Source organism: Streptomyces sp. NBC_01006, from assembly GCF_045162725.1.
Taxonomy (GTDB): domain Bacteria; phylum Actinomycetota; class Actinomycetes; order Streptomycetales; family Streptomycetaceae; genus Streptomyces.
In genome coordinates, this window is the sequence record NZ_CP108700.1 from 6,153,101 (window position 1) to 6,168,461 (window position 15,361).

Genomic DNA, 15,361 nt, shown 5'->3' on the forward strand with positions numbered 1-15,361 from the left:
GTGGCGGCGACCCCGGCACCGCCAACGGTGCCGCCGAGACCGACCTGGGACCCCGGCCAGCCCGAGGGTCCCTTCCCTTGGCTGCGGCCGACCATCCGCATACGCCTCACGCTGCTGTACGGCGGGATGTTCCTGATCGCCGGCATCCTGCTGCTGTCGATCATCTACCTGCTGGCGGCCCAGGCCCTGCGCGAGGGCAACGGACTGCCCTTCAAGATCGTGGGTGGCACGGACATCCAGGTCACCAGCACCTGCCCGGGTGTGGTCGGCAAGGGCCAGAAGTACGAGCAGTTCAACGACGTGATCAACACCTGCATCCTGGAGCAGCGCCGGCACGCGCTGGACGACCTGCTCAGCCGGTCGCTGATGGCCCTGCTCGGTCTCAGCATCATCGCCTTCGCCTTCGGCTACGCGATGGCCGGCCGGGTGCTCTCGCCGCTGGGCAAGATCACCCGGACCGCCCGCCGGGTGGTCGGCTCCGACCTGACCCGGCGGATCGAGCTGGACGGGCCGGAGGACGAGCTCAAGGAGCTCGCCGACACCTTCGACGAGATGCTCGACCGGCTGGAGCGGGCCTTCACCGCCCAGCAGCGGTTCGTCGCGAACGCCTCGCACGAGCTGCGCACACCGCTGGCGATCAACCGGACGCTGCTGGAGGTGCACCTGTCGGACCCGGGTGCGCCGGTGGAGCTCCAGCAGCTGGGCAAGACGCTGCTGGCCACCAACGAACGCAGCGAGCAGCTGGTCGAGGGCCTGTTGCTGCTGGCCCGCAGCGACAACCAGATAGTCGAGCGCAAACCCGTGGACCTGGCGGAGGTCGCCTCGCGCGCCATCGACCAGGCGCGCGGGGAGGCCGCGGCGAAGGGCGTGGAGATCCGCGGCGAGCGGGCACTGGCCGTGGTCCAGGGCAACGGCGTCCTGCTGGAGCGGATCGCGCTCAACCTGGTGCAGAACGCCGTCCGGTACAACGTGCCGGAGGACGGCTGGGTGGAGGTCACCACCGAGTCCCAGCACGGCCAGGCGATCCTCGTGGTTTCGAACACGGGTCCCGTGGTTCCCGCGTACGAGGTGGACAACCTCTTCGAGCCCTTCAGGCGGCTGCGTACGGAGCGCACGGGCAGTGACAAGGGTGTGGGGCTCGGTCTGTCGATCGCGCGCTCTGTGGCCCGTGCGCACGGCGGGCGGATCTCGGCGACGCCGCGCGAGGGCGGTGGCCTCGTGATGCGTGTCACTTTGCCCCTGTGAGTCCCCGACCGCTTGTTCGCTCTTGGCTGAATGATGAGGGGGTGGAGAGAGTGGCGCCTGTGTGATCGATCACATTGTCGAGTGTTGGGTCATGTGCGTTCGGTGACCCCAAAGGGGGTCGGAAAGCCCGGGAAGTCCGGGTTTCCCGCCCCTCGAACGGCGGGAAATACACGGGGTGGCGTTTGTGCAAGACGGCCCCCGGACCGTGTACGGTCCCGGTCGTCATCCCAGCCAATCGCTCCTTCAGGTGTGCGGCTGGGTGTCGATTGAGTAACAGACCTTGATGTGAGGCAAAATCTCCGCCTCAGGTCGGGCACAAGTCCGGCCTCTCGCGCGTTACGTGCGCTGAGACACCGCTAAATCCCAGAGGGGGAGAGCGAACAATGGCAACGGACTACGACACCCCACGCAAGACCGACGACGACGTCGACAACGACAGCATTGAAGAGCTGAAGGCCCGACGCAACGAGAAGTCGTCTTCCAGCGTCGACGTCGACGACTTCGACGCGGCGGAGGGCATGGAGCTCCCCGGCGCAGACCTCTCCAACGAGGAACTGGCCGTTCGGGTGCTGCCCAAGCAGGCCGATGAGTTCACCTGCATGAGCTGCTTCCTGGTGCACCACCGCAGCCAGCTGGCACGCGAGAAGAACGGTCAGCCGATCTGCCGCGACTGCGACTGAGAGGCGTCGGCCGTGACCGGCTCGACACCGTTTCGGAAGCGGCGCTTCCGAAAAGCTGGTGATCCGGTGGAGGCGCAAGAGGCGGCCACGGGCCCGGAAACGGGCCCAGCAGCCTCCGGCGTACCTGCCGTGTCGTCCGGCACCGCCGCGGCGGTGCCGTCGGCAGCAGAGTCCGGCGAGGGAGCCCGGCGCAGGTCCGGGGCTCGTCGGCTGCAGGCCGTCAAGAGCGGTGTGCGCAAGGGCGGCGAACATGTCAGGGCCGCCGTCCAGCACGTCGCGGACCGCATCATCGAGAACGCACCGCGCGTTCCGGTTCGGGACCTCGCGACCCTGCGCGCGCAGTTCCCGGGCCTCGGTCCCGATCAGCTTGCCGACAAGCTGATCGCGGGCGCCGCGTACGGCACCTCCACGGTGGGCGCGGGCATCGGAGCCGCGGCCATGCTGCCGGTGCCGCCCGCGATCCCCGCCGAACTGGCCGCGGAGATCACCGGGGTCGCCGCCATCGAGCTGAAGCTCGTCGCGGAGCTCCACGAGGTGTACGGCCAGCGGCCGGCCGGGAACCTCAGGGAACGCAGCCTCGCCTACCTGACCGCGTGGACGGAGGAGCGCGGGGTGGACCTGACCAAGCCGACGACGCTGAACATCGCGCTCGGCGGTCAGATGAAGCGCGAACTGCGCCAACAGATCGTGAAGCGGACGTTCCGCAACCTGCCGAACCTGCTGCCGTTCATGGTGGGCGCCACCGTCGGGGCGGTCATGAACCGCCGCGACACCCTCAAACTCGCCGAGAAGGTCCGTGCCGACCTGCGGAGCCAGGCCGTGGCCTGGGACTCACTGCCGCAGCTCCCGCCCCTTGAGCAGCCCTCCCAGCCCCTTCCCGAGGCCATCAGGGAGGCCCTCGAAGCCCAGCCCGGCGACTGGCCCCCGGCCTGACACCCGGCCCGGCGCCCGCGGAGCGCGGACGATCAGCCCTTGGCCGCCCGGATCGCCGAGACCAGAGCCTGCGGCTCGCGGGTGGAGACGTACGCGTACGGAGTCGGGTCCTCGGGGTCGGTGATCGGGATGCGCACCGCCGTCGGGACGTAGCTGCGCAGGAGCATGAAGGCGCGCGTGTCCGCCTTGTACGTGCGCCAGGCGCGCGCCTCCTCCGGGTCCAGCACCTCGGGCTCGCCCAGGGCCGCCACCGGGATCCGTGCCTCACCGGCCGCCAGCGCACCGTTGACCACGCGCACGCGCGCGGAGCCGTACGAACTCACCAGCAGCCCCGCCAGCGCGGTGCCCCCGACCAGCCCGGCCAGCAGCGGCAGCGTGCCCAGCGGCAGCAGCATCAGCGCGCAGGCCAGCCCGATGAGTACGGCGATGGCCCACCAGGAGCGGGGGGCGGTCAGACGTTCGTCGTGGTGCGCGGGAGAGAGCTGCATAGCGCCAAGCCTGCCACGAGGCGACCGGCGGGTAGCGGCGCGGGTAAGGTCTGCGCCTGTGAGTGGACGAAACACAGCGTTGACGCCCCCGGCCGATGCCGCCGCACCGGTCCGGCACCCCGACGCCCCGGCACCCGGAGAGCTGCTCGGTGCGCACTACGGGCACTGCTTCGGCTGCGGCGAGGGCCAGCCCCACGGACTCCACCTGGAGGCCCGTGCCGGGGAGGGCGTCCGCGTCAGCGCCGAGTTCACCGTCAAGCCCGCGCACCAGGGTGCCCCCGGCCTCGCCCACGGCGGCGTGCTCGCCACCGCGCTCGACGAGACGCTGGGCTCCCTGAACTGGCTGCTGCGGGTCATCGCGGTGACGGGACGGCTGGAGACCGACTTCGTGCGGCCCGTGCCCGTGGGCACCGTGCTGTACCTGGAGGCCGAGGTGACCGCCGTCGCCGGGCGCAAGATCTACTCCACCGCGGTCGGCCGGATAGGCGGGCCCGAGGGGCCGGTCGCCGTGCGCGCGGACGCGCTCTTCATCGAGGTGAAGGTCGATCACTTCATCGACAACGGTCGGCCCGAGGAGATCCGGGCGGCTATGTCCGACCCGGACCAGGTCAGGCGCACACGCGCCTTCGAGGTGAACCCCTGATGTCTGAGAACAACCACGCCCCGGTCGACGTGCTCATCAAGCGTGTCGACCCCGAGGTGCCCCTGCCCGCGTACGGCCACCCCGGCGACGCCGGCTGCGACCTGGTGACCACCGAGGCGGCCGTGCTGGAGCCCGGCGAGCGCACCGTACTGCCCACGGGGGTATCCATCGCCCTGCCCGACGGGTACGCGGCGTTCGTGCACCCGCGCTCCGGCCTGGCCGCCCGCTGCGGGCTCGCGCTCGTGAATGCCCCGGGGACGGTGGATGCCGGGTACCGTGGGGAGATCAAGGTGATCGTGGTCAATCTCGACCCGCGCGAGAGCGTCCGGTTCGAGCGCTTCGACCGCATTGCCCAGCTGGTTGTCCAGAGGGTCGAGAAGGTGCGCTTCCACGAGGTGGCGGAACTTCCCGGCTCGGCGCGGGCCGAGGGGGGTTTCGGCTCCACCGGCGGTCATGCGGCCGTGGCCGGATCCGGCGCTGGTCAGCAGGGTGGGAATGGCTACGCTTCGGTCGTATCCGACCGGGAAGGACAGTGACGTGTTCGGACGTCGCAAGAAGAACGACTCCGCCAAGGACGGCGGCGCGGCCGAGCAGGTCGTGGACGGCGTGGCTGCCGATGAGCAGGACGGCGGCGAGGAGCTCGACTCCGCGCCCCGCAGGGTGAATCTGCCGCCGGCCCCGCGGCCCGACGGCCCCTGGGACGTCTCCGAGGTGCCCGGTGCACCCGAGGAGGGTCGCGTCGACCTGGGCGGCATTCTCGTACCGGGTGTCGAGGGCATGGAGCTGCGCGTCGAGGTCGCCGGTGACGCGATCGTCGCCGCGACGGTCGTCCTCGGCGACAGCGCCGTACAGCTGCAGGCCTTCGCGGCGCCCAAGAAGGAAGGCATCTGGGGCGAGGTCCGCGACGAGATCGCCACGGGCATCACCCAGCAGGGCGGCATCATCGACGAGGTCGAGGGTCCGCTGGGCTGGGAGCTGCGCGCCCAGGTGCCCGTACCGATGCCCGACGGCCAGACCGGCGCTCAGCTGGTGCGCTTCGTCGGCGTCGACGGCCCGCGCTGGTTCCTGCGCGGCGTCATCTCCGGCCAGGGCGCGGTGCGCCCCGAGTCGGCGGGCGTGCTGGAGCAGATCTTCCGCGAGACCGTCATCGTGCGCGGCGACGGCCCGATGGCTCCGCGCGACCCGATCGTGCTGAAGCTGCCGAACGACGCCCAGATGGTGCCGGACGGCGTGCAGACCGAGGACCAGGAGGGCTCCCGCTTCTCCGGCGGCATGGGCCAGCTGGAGCAGGGTCCGACGATCACCGAGGTCCGCTGACCCGGCGGATCCCCGGCGACGCCTGTCAGGCGACTGTTTTCGGCCGCGGGCCGTACTCCTTCGGGGTACGGCCCGCTGTCGTACCCGCGGGGTGCCGGTCCCGGGTGTCAGGGATCCGTCAGGGATGGGCGGACGGGCCCCGAAAGTGCGTGATCGGCGGAAACGTCCCGGAGAATGGGCGCATGGGACGCGGCAAGCTACGGATCTACCTCGGCGCGGCACCCGGTGTGGGCAAGACGTACGCGATGCTGTCCGAGGCCCACCGCCGGGTGGAGCGGGGTGCCGATTGCGTCGTCGGCTTCGTCGAGCACCACGGGCGGCCGCGCACCGAGGTGATGCTGCACGGGCTGGAACAGGTCCCGCGCAAGGAGCTCTCGTACCGGGGTGCCGGCTTCACCGAGATGGACGTGGACGCCGTACTGGCGAGGCGGCCCGCGATCGCGCTCGTGGACGAGCTCGCGCACACCAACGTGCCGGGCTCGCGCAATGCCAAGCGCTGGCAGGACGTCGAGGAGCTGCTGCGGGCGGGCATCGACGTGGTGTCCACCGTGAACATCCAGCACCTGGAGTCGCTCGGCGACGTGGTGGAGTCGATCACCGGGGTGCGGCAGCGGGAGACCGTGCCGGACGAGGTGGTGCGGCGGGCCGACCAGATCGAGCTCGTCGACATGTCCCCGCAGGCCCTGCGCCGGCGGATGGCGCACGGGAACATCTACCAGTCCGACAAGGTCGACGCGGCCCTGTCCAACTACTTCCGGCCCGGCAACCTCACCGCCCTGCGCGAGCTGGCGCTGCTGTGGGTGGCCGACCGGGCCGACGAGTACCTCCAGCAGTACCGGGGCGAGCACAACATCCGCTCCACCTGGCAGGCCCGCGAGCGGATCGTCGTCGGGCTCACGGGCGGGCCCGAGGGCCGTACGCTCATCCGCCGCGCCTCCCGGATGGCCGCGAAGGGCTCGGGCAGCGAGATCCTCGCCGTCTACATCGCCCGCAGCGACGGGCTGACCGCGGCCTCGCCGAAGGAGCTCGCGGTCCAGCGGACGCTGGTCGAAGACCTTGGCGGAACGTTTCACCATGTGATCGGCGACAACATCCCCGACGCGCTGCTCGAATTCGCCCGCGGGGTCAACGCCACCCAGATCGTGCTCGGCTCCAGCCGCCGCAAGGCCTGGCAGTACGTCTTCGGCCCCGGCGTCGGCGCCACCGTGGCCCGTGACTCGGGGCCCGACCTCGACGTGCACATCGTCACGCACGAGGAGGTCGCCCGGGGCCGCGGGCTGCCGGTGGTCCGCTCCGCGGCCCGGCTCGGCAGGCCCCGGATCATCGCCGGCTGGGTCGTCGGGATCGCCTTCCCGGCCCTGCTGGCCGTCCTGCTCACGCACGTGAACGCCGACCCGGGCCTCGCCAACGAGATGCTGCTGTTCCTCTCGCTGACCGTGGCCGCAGCCCTGCTGGGCGGGCTCTGGCCGGCGCTGGCCTCGGCCGCCTTCGGCTCGCTGCTGCTGAACTACTTCTTCGCCCCGCCCGTCCACCGGTTCACCATCTCCGACCCGAAGAACATCGTGGCCATCGCCGTCTTCTTCGGGGTGGCGGTCTCCGTGGCCTCCGTCGTGGACCTGGCCGCCCGGCGCACCCACCAGGCCGCCCGGCTCCGCGCCGAGTCCGAGATCCTCTCCTTCCTGGCCGGCAGCGTGCTGCGCGGCGAGACCACGCTGGACGCGCTGCTGGAACGGGTGCGCGAGACCTTCGCCATGGAGTCCGTGGCCCTGCTGGAGCGCACGAGCGACGTCGAGCCCTGGAAGCGGGCCGGCAGCGTCGGCCCGCACCCGGTCGACCGGCCCGAGGAAGCCGATGTGGACATGCCCATCGGGGACCACATGGCGCTGGCCCTGTCCGGCCGGGTGCTGCCCGCCGAGGACCGCCGCGTGCTCGGCGCCTTCGCCGCCCAGGCCGCCGTGGTCCTGGACCGGCAGCGCCTGGTCGGGGAGGCCGAGGAGGCCCGCCGACTGGCGGAGGGCAACCGGATCCGGACCGCGCTGCTGGCCGCCGTCAGCCATGACCTCCGTACGCCGCTGGCCTCCATCAAGGCCTCGGTGTCCTCCCTGCGCTCCGACGACGTGGACTGGTCCGAGGAGGACCGGGCCGAGCTCCTCGAAGGCATCGAGGACGGCGCCGACCGGCTCGACCACCTGGTGGGCAACCTGCTCGACATGTCCCGGCTGCAGACCGGCACCGTGACCCCGCTGATCCGGGAGATCGACCTCGACGAGGTGGTCCCGATGGCACTGGGCGGCGTACCGGAGGACTGCGTGGTGCTGGACATCCCGGAGACGCTGCCGATGGTGGCGGTGGACCCCGGGCTGCTGGAGCGGACCGTGGCCAACGTGGTGGAGAACGCCGTCAAGTACAGCCCGGCCGACGAGCGGGTGCTGGTCCGGGCGAGCTACCTGGGCGACCGGGTCGAGGTACGCGTCGTGGACCGGGGGCCCGGGGTGCCCGACGAGGCCAAGGACCGGATCTTCGCCCCCTTCCAGCGGCACGGGGACGCCCCGCGCGGCGCCGGGGTGGGCCTTGGCCTCGCGGTGGCCCGGGGCTTCGCCGAGGCCATGGACGGCACCCTGGCGGCCGAGGACACCCCCGGTGGCGGACTGACCATGGTGCTGACACTGCGCGCCGCGACGGGCGACAGTGGACCGGAGCACGCCGCGGTGCACGGCGGCCTCGCCGCCGCCGACGGCACCGACCTCATCGATCTCGACCCCATACGACAGAAAGCAGGACCTCAATGACCCGGGTGCTCGTGGTGGACGACGAGCCGCAGATCGTCCGAGCCCTCGTGATCAACCTGAAGGCGCGCAAGTACGAGGTCGACGCCGCGGCGGACGGGGCCCAGGCCCTGGAGCTCGCGGCGGCCCGCCACCCCGACGTGGTCGTCCTCGACCTGGGCCTGCCCGACATGGACGGCGTCGAGGTGATCAAGGGCCTGCGCGGCTGGACCCGGGTGCCGATCCTGGTCCTCTCGGCCCGGCACAGCTCCGACGAGAAGGTCGAGGCGCTGGACGCCGGGGCCGACGACTACGTCACCAAGCCCTTCGGCATGGACGAGCTGCTGGCGCGGCTGCGCGCCGCCGTCCGCCGGGCCGAGCCGGGCTCGGGCTCCGGCGAGGACGAGATGATCGTGGAGACCGACGGCTTCACGGTGGACCTGGCCGCCAAGAAGGCCGTGCGCGAGGGGCGCGACGTACGGCTCACGCCCACCGAGTGGCACCTGCTGGAGGTGCTGGTCCGCAACGGGGGCAAGCTGGTGAGCCAGAAGCAGCTCCTGCAGGAGGTCTGGGGGCCCTCGTACGGCACCGAGACGAACTACCTGCGGGTCTACATGGCCCAGCTGCGGCGCAAGCTGGAGGCCGACCCTTCGCATCCGCGGCACTTCATCACGGAACCGGGCATGGGATACCGCTTCGAGAGGTAGTGCGGGCGCCGGTACGCTTCCTGTATGAGTGCTGAACCGCGTCCCGAGAAGTCCGTCAAGCCGGTCAGGCCGGCGGGCCGGTTCCGGCGGATGATAGAGCGGCTGTCGACCTCGCAGGAGGAGCTGCATTCGGCGGAACTGCAGGAGGCAGCAGAAGCCGCGGGGTGCACGCGGATCTGCGACTCCCACGACCGCCAGATAGTCAAGGTGACGGGAACCCTGCGTACCGTCACCCTCCGGCCGCGCGCCGGGGTGCCCGCCCTGGAGGCGGAGCTCTTCGACGGCTCGGCGGCGCTGGACGTGGTCTGGCTCGGACGTCGCTCGATCGTGGGAATCGAACCGGGGCGACGCATGATCGCCTCCGGGCGGATCGCGATGAGCCACGGCCGCCGGGTCCTCTTCAATCCGAAGTACGAACTCCGACCGCTCGGACAGGAGCACTAGCCGGTGACGTCACTCGACAAACCGATCACCCCGGATCCCGCGGGCGAACCGTCCGCGGACCAGAAGGCCGTCACGCAGGCGGCGCTCTTCGACGCCTTCGGAGGCGTGCGGGGCACCGTGGAGACGATGCTCCCCGGCCTGCTCTTCGTCATGATCTACACGATCAACAAGGACGTGAAGATGTCCGCCTTCGCGGCGGGCGCGGTCGCGGTCCTGCTCGTGATCGTGCGGTTGCTGCGCAAGGACACCGTCAAGCACGCGTTCAGCGGGGTCTTCGGCGTGGGCGTCGGCGTGGCCTTCGCCCTGTTCACCGGTACCGCCAAGGGCTTCTACCTGCCCGGCATGATCTACGGCGCCGGGCTGGGCGTGGCCTTCACGCTGTCCGCGCTGGTCGGGTTCCCGCTGCTGGGCGTGATCCTGGGGCCGGTGTTCAAGGAGAACCTGTCCTGGCGGACGCGCAACCCCGGGCGGAAGAAGGCGTACACCAAGGCCAGTCTGGCCTGGGGGCTCATCTTCCTGGCGAAGTACGCGATCCTCTTCCCGCTGTACTGGTGGGGGGACGCGACGCAGCTGGGCTGGGTGCTGATCGCCCTGAAGCTGCCGCCGATGGTGCTCGCGGTGTACTTCACGTGGGTGTTCCTGGCGAAGGCGCCGCCGCCGATCGACGTGATCGCGGAGTGGGAGGCCGAGGAGGCCGCGGAGAAGGCCCGCAAGACCCAGGCCAAGCACGCGAAGTGACGTAGTGCCCACGTGAAGGGGGCGGGCAGCCGACCGGCTGCCCGCCCCCTTCACGTGCACGTCCGTCAGTGGCGGGCCTGGAGGAGGTCCTCCAGCTGTTCCTCGCGGGCCTGGGCGGCCACGAAGAGCAGTTCGTCGCCCGGCTCCAGGGTCTCCTCGGCGTGCGGGGTCAGGACCCGGTTGCCGCGGATGATCGTGACCAGCGAGGTGTCCTCGGGCCAGGTGATCTCGCTGATCTGGGTGCCGGCGACCGAGGAGTCGGCGGGCAGGGTCAGCTCGACGAGGTTGGCGTCGCCGTGGCTGAAGCGGAGCAGCCGCACCAGGTCGCCGACGCTGACGGCCTCCTCGACCAGAGCCGACATCAGACGCGGCGTGGAGACCGCGACGTCGACGCCCCAGGACTCGTTGAAGAGCCACTCGTTCTTCGGGTTGTTGACCCGCGCCACGACCCGGGGGACCCCGTACTCGGTCTTGGCGAGCAGGGAGACGACCAGGTTGACCTTGTCGTCGCCCGTGGCCGCGATGACCACGTTGCAGCGCTGCAGCGCGGCCTCGTCGAGCGAGGTGATCTCGCAGGCGTCGGCCAGCAGCCACTCGGCCTGCGGCACGCGCTCCACGGAGATGGCGGTCGGCGCCTTGTCGACGAGGAGCACCTCGTGCCCGTTCTCCAGCAGCTCGCCCGCGATGGAACGGCCCACCGCGCCGGCTCCGGCGATCGCGACCCTCATGCGTGTGCCTCCTCGGGGCCCTCGGCGAAGGACGCCTCGACCTTGTCGATCTCGTCCGTACGCATCATCACGTGGACGAGGTCGCCCTCCTGCAGCACCGTCTGGGACGTCGGCAGCATGGCCTCGCCCAGTCGGGTGAGGAACGCCACGCGGACGCCGGTCTCCTCCTGCAGCTGGCTGACCTTGTGCCCGATCCAGGCGGCGGAGGTGTGCACCTCGGCGAGCTGGACCCCGCCGCTCGGGTCGCGCCACAGGGGCTCGGCCCCGGACGGCAGCAGCCGGCGCAGCATCTGGTCGGCGGTCCACCGTACGGTCGCGACGGTGGGGATGCCCAGGCGCTGGTAGACCTCGGCGCGCTTGGGGTCGTAGATGCGGGCGGCGACGTTCTCGACACCGAACATCTCGCGTGCCACGCGGGCGGCGATGATGTTGGAATTGTCACCACTGCTGACCGCCGCGAAAGCGCCCGCTTCCTCGATCCCGGCCTCGCGCAGCGTGTCCTGGTCGAAGCCGACCCCGGTGACGCGGCGCCCGCCGAATCCGGCTCCCAGCCGGCGGAATGCGGTGGGGTCCTGGTCGACGACAGCGACCGTATGCCCCTGCTGTTCCAAGGTCTGCGCGAGGGCGGAGCCCACTCTTCCGCAGCCCATAATGACGATGTGCACGGCCGTCCTTCCGGCTGTCAGCGCTCGCTGGTTCCCAGCCTCATTGCATGCTCTGGCTTCACAGGGTCTCAGACCACGGCCCAAGCTACACACGGGCGGTCCCCTATGGGGTCTCTTGCGGTGCACTCGGGCTCTCCTAGACCGGCTTATGGGGGAGGGGGTTCGTCAGGCCGATTTCGAACGCTTACGATCCTCTGCGTGTCCAAACTGACCGACGTGCCCAAACGGATCCTGATCGGCCGGGCGCTGCGCAGCGACCGCCTCGGAGAAACTTTCCTCCCCAAGCGGATCGCCCTCCCCGTCTTCGCGTCCGACCCGCTCTCCTCGGTGGCATATGCCCCCGGCGAAGTTTTGCTGGTCCTGTCGATCGCGGGTGTGTCGGCGTACCGCTTCAGCCCGTGGATCGCCGTCGCGGTCGTCGTGCTGATGTTCACCGTGGTCGCCTCCTACCGGCAGAACGTCCACGCCTACCCCAGCGGCGGCGGCGACTACGAGGTGGCCAACACCAACCTAGGGCCCAAAGCCGGCCTCACTGTCGCGAGCGCCCTGCTCGTCGACTACGTGCTGACCGTCGCCGTGTCGATCGCCTCGGGCGTCGAGAACCTTGGCTCGGCCATCCCGTTCGTCGTCGAGCACAAAGTGCTCTGCGCAATTGGGATGATCATGCTGCTCACGCTGCTGAATCTGCGTGGCATGAAGGAATCCGGCAAGCTCTTCGCGATTCCGACCTATGTCTTCGTCGCCGGTGTATTCATCATGATCGCGTGGGGTGCCTGGCGCGGCATCGTCCTCGGCGAGACCATGAAAGCCCCGACCGCCGATTTCGAGATCAAGGCGGAACACCAGGGTCTGGCCGGGTTCGCCCTGGTCTTCCTCCTGCTGCGGGCCTTCTCCTCCGGATGCGCTGCCCTGACCGGCGTCGAGGCGATCAGCAATGGCGTGCCCGCCTTCCGCAAGCCCAAGAGCAAGAACGCGGCGACCACCCTGGCCCTGATGGGCGCCCTCGCCGTGACCATGTTCTGCGGCATCATCGGCCTGGCCATGGCCACCGACGTCAGGATGGCCGAGAAGCCCGCTACGGACCTGCTGGTCAACGGCACCCCGGTCGGCCCCGAGTACGTCCAGAACCCGGTGATCTCCCAGGTGGCCGAGGCGGTCTTCGGTGACGGCTCGTTCCTCTTCGTCCTGCTGGCCGCGGCCACCGCACTCGTGCTGTTCCTTGCGGCCAACACCGCGTACAACGGCTTCCCGCTGCTCGGCTCGATCCTCGCCCAGGACCGCTACCTGCCGCGCCAACTGCACACGCGCGGCGACCGGCTCGCCTTCTCCAACGGCATCGTGCTGCTCGCCGGCGCGGCCGCGCTGCTGACCTGGCTGTACGGGGCCGACTCGACGAAGCTGATCCAGCTCTACATCGTCGGCGTCTTCGTCTCCTTCACGCTCAGCCAGACCGGCATGGTCCGCCACTGGAACCGCCACCTGAAGGCAGAGAGCGACCCAGCCAAGCGGCGCCACATGATCCGCTCCCGCGCGATCAACACCTTCGGCGCCTTCTTCACCGGCCTCGTGCTGGTCGTCGTGCTGGCCACCAAGTTCACCCACGGCGCCTGGGTCGCCCTGCTCGGCATGGTGATCTTCTACGGCACGATGACGGCGATCCGTAAGCACTACGACCGGGTTGCCGTCGAGATCGCCGCCGCGGAGGAGCGCCCCGACGAGTACGTGAGGCCTTCACGCGTGCACTCCGTCGTCCTGGTGTCCAAGCTCCACAAGCCCACGCTGCGTGCCCTCGCCTACGCCAAGCTGCTGCACTCCAACCGGCTCGAGGCGCTCAGCGTCAACGTGGACGAGGAGGAGACCAAGGCCCTCAAGGCGGAGTGGGAGCGGCGCGGGATCAACGTCCCCCTCAAGATCCTCGACTCGCCGTACCGCGAGATCACCCGCCCCGTGGTGGAGTACGTGAAGGGGCTGCGCAGCGAGAACCCGCGCGACGCCGTGAGCGTGTACATCCCGGAGTACGTCGTCGGCCGCTGGTACGAGCACCTGCTGCACAACCAGAGCGCGCTGCGGCTCAAGGGCCGCCTGCTCTTCACCCCCGGCGTGATGGTCACCTCGGTGCCCTACCAGCTGCGGTCCTCGGAGCTCGCGAAGAGGCGGGCCAAGAAGCGGCAGGACTGGAACGCCCCGGGCGCGGTGCGCCGCGGACCGGTGGACACCCCGCGCCCGAAGGACCGCGCGGGGAAGTAGGACCGCGCAGCAGCACGCAGCACTGCGGAGGGCATGGCAGAGGGCCGGACGAGATCCACGTAAACTGGTGGGTCGGTCGTCCGGCCGTTCCCATTTATGTTTTGGAGTCTCCCCACCATGACCGAGCAGAACGAGAATCAGTCACTGGTCGGGGAGGAGTACGAGGTCGAGGTCGGCCCCGTCGCACACGGCGGCCACTGCATCGCCCGGACGTCCGACGGCCGCGTCCTCTTCGTCCGCCACACCCTGCCCGGCGAGAAGGTCGTCGCACGCGTCACCGAGGGCGAGGCGGACTCCCGCTTCCTGCGCGCCGACGCGATCACCGTCCTCGACGCCTCCAAGGACCGGGTCGAGGCCCCGTGCCCGTACGCCGGCCCCGGCAAGTGCGGCGGCTGCGACTGGCAGCACGCCAAGCCGGGCGCCCAGCGCCGGCTCAAGGGCGAGGTCGTCGCCGAGCAGCTGCTGCGGCTCGCCGGGCTCACCCCGGAGGAGGCCGGCTGGGACGGCACGGTCATGCCGGCCGAGGGCGACAAGCTGCCGGCCGGGCAGGTCCCGCAGTGGCGCACCCGCGTCCAGTACGCGATCGACGAGGACGGGCGCGCGGGTCTGCGCAAGCACCGCTCGCACGACATCGAGCCGGTCGACCACTGCATGATCGCGGCGCCGGGCGTCAGCGAGCTGGGCATCGAGAAGCAGGACTGGCCCCAGATGGCCACGGTCGAGGCGATCGCCGCGACCGGCTCCCAGGACCGCCAGGTCGTCCTGACCCCGCGCCCGGGCGGCCGCCTCCCGCTGGTCGAGCTGGACAAGCCGGTCTCGGTCCTGCGGGTCGAGGAGAAGGACGGCGGGGTCCACCGGGTCCACGGCCGCCCCTTCGTACGGGAGCGCGCGGACGGCCGTACGTACCGCGTCGGCATGGGCGGCTTCTGGCAGGTCCACCCGCAGGCCGCCGACACCCTGATCAAGGCCGTCATGCAGGGCCTGATGCCGCGCAAGGGCGAGATGGCCCTCGACCTCTACTGCGGCGTCGGCATCTTCGCGGGCGCCCTGGCCGAACGCCTGGGCGAGACGGGCGCGGTGCTCGGCATCGAGTCCACGAAGCGCGCGGTCGAGGACGCCCGGCACAACCTGGCGGACTTCCCCCGGGTCCGCATCGAGCAGGGCAAGGTCGAGTCGGTCCTCCCGAAGACCGGCATCACCGAGTGCGACCTGGTCGTCCTGGACCCGCCGCGCGCGGGCGCGGGCAAGCAGACGGTCCGCCACGTGGCGGGCCTCTCCGCCCGCCGCATCGCATACGTGGCCTGCGACCCGGCAGCCCTGGCCCGCGACCTCGCCTACTTCAAGGAAGCCGGCTACAAGCCCCGCACCCTCCGAGCCTTCGACCTCTTCCCGATGACCCACCATGTTGAGTGCGTGGCGATCCTTGAACCCACGGCAAAGGGTGCCTGACCTGCATTTTTGTCGAGTGTGCGTTATGTGCGCCACGTGCGTTACGGGCGATATCTTGACGCAGATCTGACGCAGATCTGACGCACGTGACGCACGTCTGACGCACGCGCGACGCACGATCGGCTCCTCTCCTGATGGGGCGTCATGCATGAAAAGCCGCCTTCCCTACCGGGTGCCGAGCCTGGTGGGGAAGGCGGCTTTTCGTCTGCAGGGCGGTGCGGCAGGTGTTCCTAGCTCCCGTTCACGCTCCGTAGTTGACCAAGGGTTTCGGTCCCCTTTGGAAATAGACCCGAAGCCGTTCGTGTTGGGGGA

Annotated in this window: 15 protein-coding genes; 12 read left to right on the forward strand and 3 right to left on the reverse strand. The window is 70.4% G+C overall.

Features of this window, described 5'->3' with window-relative positions; all coding sequences use genetic code 11:
- The 3 genes from OG509_RS28165 (at position 1) to OG509_RS28175 (ending at position 2,858) form a co-directional block, all read left to right on the forward strand.
- Positions 1-1,245, forward strand: coding sequence for a sensor histidine kinase (locus tag OG509_RS28165; RefSeq protein ID WP_406185309.1), 1,245 nt, complete (start codon positions 1-3; stop codon positions 1,243-1,245).
- Positions 1,246-1,628: 383 nt separating this feature from the next.
- The gene (locus OG509_RS28170; protein WP_030154344.1) at positions 1,629-1,925 is read left to right on the forward strand and encodes a DUF4193 domain-containing protein; all 297 of its coding nucleotides are present in this window, start codon (positions 1,629-1,631) and stop codon (positions 1,923-1,925) included.
- A gap of 12 nt (positions 1,926-1,937) precedes the next feature.
- Positions 1,938-2,858: a hypothetical protein gene (locus OG509_RS28175; protein WP_406185310.1), complete on the forward strand. Its 921-nt coding sequence runs from the start codon at positions 1,938-1,940 to the stop codon at positions 2,856-2,858.
- A 32-nt stretch (positions 2,859-2,890) separates the two neighbouring features.
- On the opposite strand, the gene OG509_RS28180 is transcribed toward OG509_RS28175, so the two are convergent.
- Entirely contained in the window at positions 2,891-3,346 is a 456-nt protein-coding gene (locus OG509_RS28180) for a DUF3093 domain-containing protein (protein WP_385582292.1), read from the reverse strand.
- 58 nt (positions 3,347-3,404) lie between these two features.
- On the opposite strand from OG509_RS28180, the gene OG509_RS28185 reads away from it, so the two are divergent.
- The 7 genes from OG509_RS28185 (at position 3,405) to OG509_RS28215 (ending at position 9,960) form a co-directional block, all read left to right on the forward strand.
- Positions 3,405-3,989, forward strand: a complete 585-nt coding sequence (locus OG509_RS28185; RefSeq protein WP_030154350.1) for a PaaI family thioesterase — start codon at positions 3,405-3,407, stop codon at positions 3,987-3,989.
- Complete coding sequence (gene dut, locus OG509_RS28190; RefSeq protein ID WP_030859505.1) at positions 3,989-4,525, forward strand: dUTP diphosphatase; 537 nt, start codon at positions 3,989-3,991, stop codon at positions 4,523-4,525. Before OG509_RS28185 ends, dut begins: the two co-directional genes overlap by 1 nt.
- 1 nt (position 4,526) lies before the next feature.
- Positions 4,527-5,306 (forward strand): DUF3710 domain-containing protein, encoded by a 780-nt coding sequence (locus tag OG509_RS28195; protein ID WP_030154354.1) that lies wholly within the window; start codon positions 4,527-4,529, stop codon positions 5,304-5,306.
- A gap of 182 nt (positions 5,307-5,488) precedes the next feature.
- Positions 5,489-8,095 (forward strand): DUF4118 domain-containing protein, encoded by a 2,607-nt coding sequence (locus OG509_RS28200; RefSeq protein WP_406185311.1) that lies wholly within the window; start codon positions 5,489-5,491, stop codon positions 8,093-8,095.
- Positions 8,092-8,778, forward strand: a complete 687-nt coding sequence (locus tag OG509_RS28205) for a response regulator (RefSeq protein WP_406185312.1) — start codon at positions 8,092-8,094, stop codon at positions 8,776-8,778. Before OG509_RS28200 ends, OG509_RS28205 begins: the two co-directional genes overlap by 4 nt.
- Positions 8,779-8,802: 24 nt before the next feature.
- The gene (locus tag OG509_RS28210) at positions 8,803-9,222 is read left to right on the forward strand and encodes an OB-fold nucleic acid binding domain-containing protein (RefSeq protein ID WP_078621928.1); all 420 of its coding nucleotides are present in this window, start codon (positions 8,803-8,805) and stop codon (positions 9,220-9,222) included.
- Positions 9,223-9,225: 3 nt separating this feature from the next.
- Positions 9,226-9,960 (forward strand): DUF3159 domain-containing protein, encoded by a 735-nt coding sequence (locus OG509_RS28215; protein WP_406185313.1) that lies wholly within the window; start codon positions 9,226-9,228, stop codon positions 9,958-9,960.
- 65 nt (positions 9,961-10,025) lie between these two features.
- On the opposite strand, the gene OG509_RS28220 is transcribed toward OG509_RS28215, so the two are convergent.
- Both OG509_RS28220 and OG509_RS28225 read right to left on the reverse strand, forming a co-directional pair.
- Positions 10,026-10,688: a TrkA family potassium uptake protein gene (locus OG509_RS28220; RefSeq protein WP_053691455.1), complete on the reverse strand. Its 663-nt coding sequence runs from the start codon at positions 10,686-10,688 to the stop codon at positions 10,026-10,028.
- Positions 10,685-11,353 carry a potassium channel family protein gene (locus tag OG509_RS28225; protein ID WP_385582280.1) on the reverse strand — a complete coding sequence of 223 codons (669 nt, stop codon included), beginning with the start codon at positions 11,351-11,353 and terminating at the stop codon, positions 10,685-10,687. The genes OG509_RS28220 and OG509_RS28225 overlap by 4 nt, the downstream gene beginning before the upstream one ends.
- Before the next feature lie 198 nt (positions 11,354-11,551).
- Here OG509_RS28225 and OG509_RS28230 point away from each other — a divergent pair, with 198 nt between their 5' ends.
- Positions 11,552-13,600, forward strand: a complete 2,049-nt coding sequence (locus tag OG509_RS28230) for an APC family permease (protein ID WP_406185315.1) — start codon at positions 11,552-11,554, stop codon at positions 13,598-13,600.
- A 117-nt stretch (positions 13,601-13,717) separates the two neighbouring features.
- Positions 13,718-15,049: a class I SAM-dependent RNA methyltransferase gene (locus OG509_RS28235; RefSeq protein WP_406185316.1), complete on the forward strand. Its 1,332-nt coding sequence runs from the start codon at positions 13,718-13,720 to the stop codon at positions 15,047-15,049.
- The last annotated feature ends 312 nt before the right edge of the window (positions 15,050-15,361 follow it).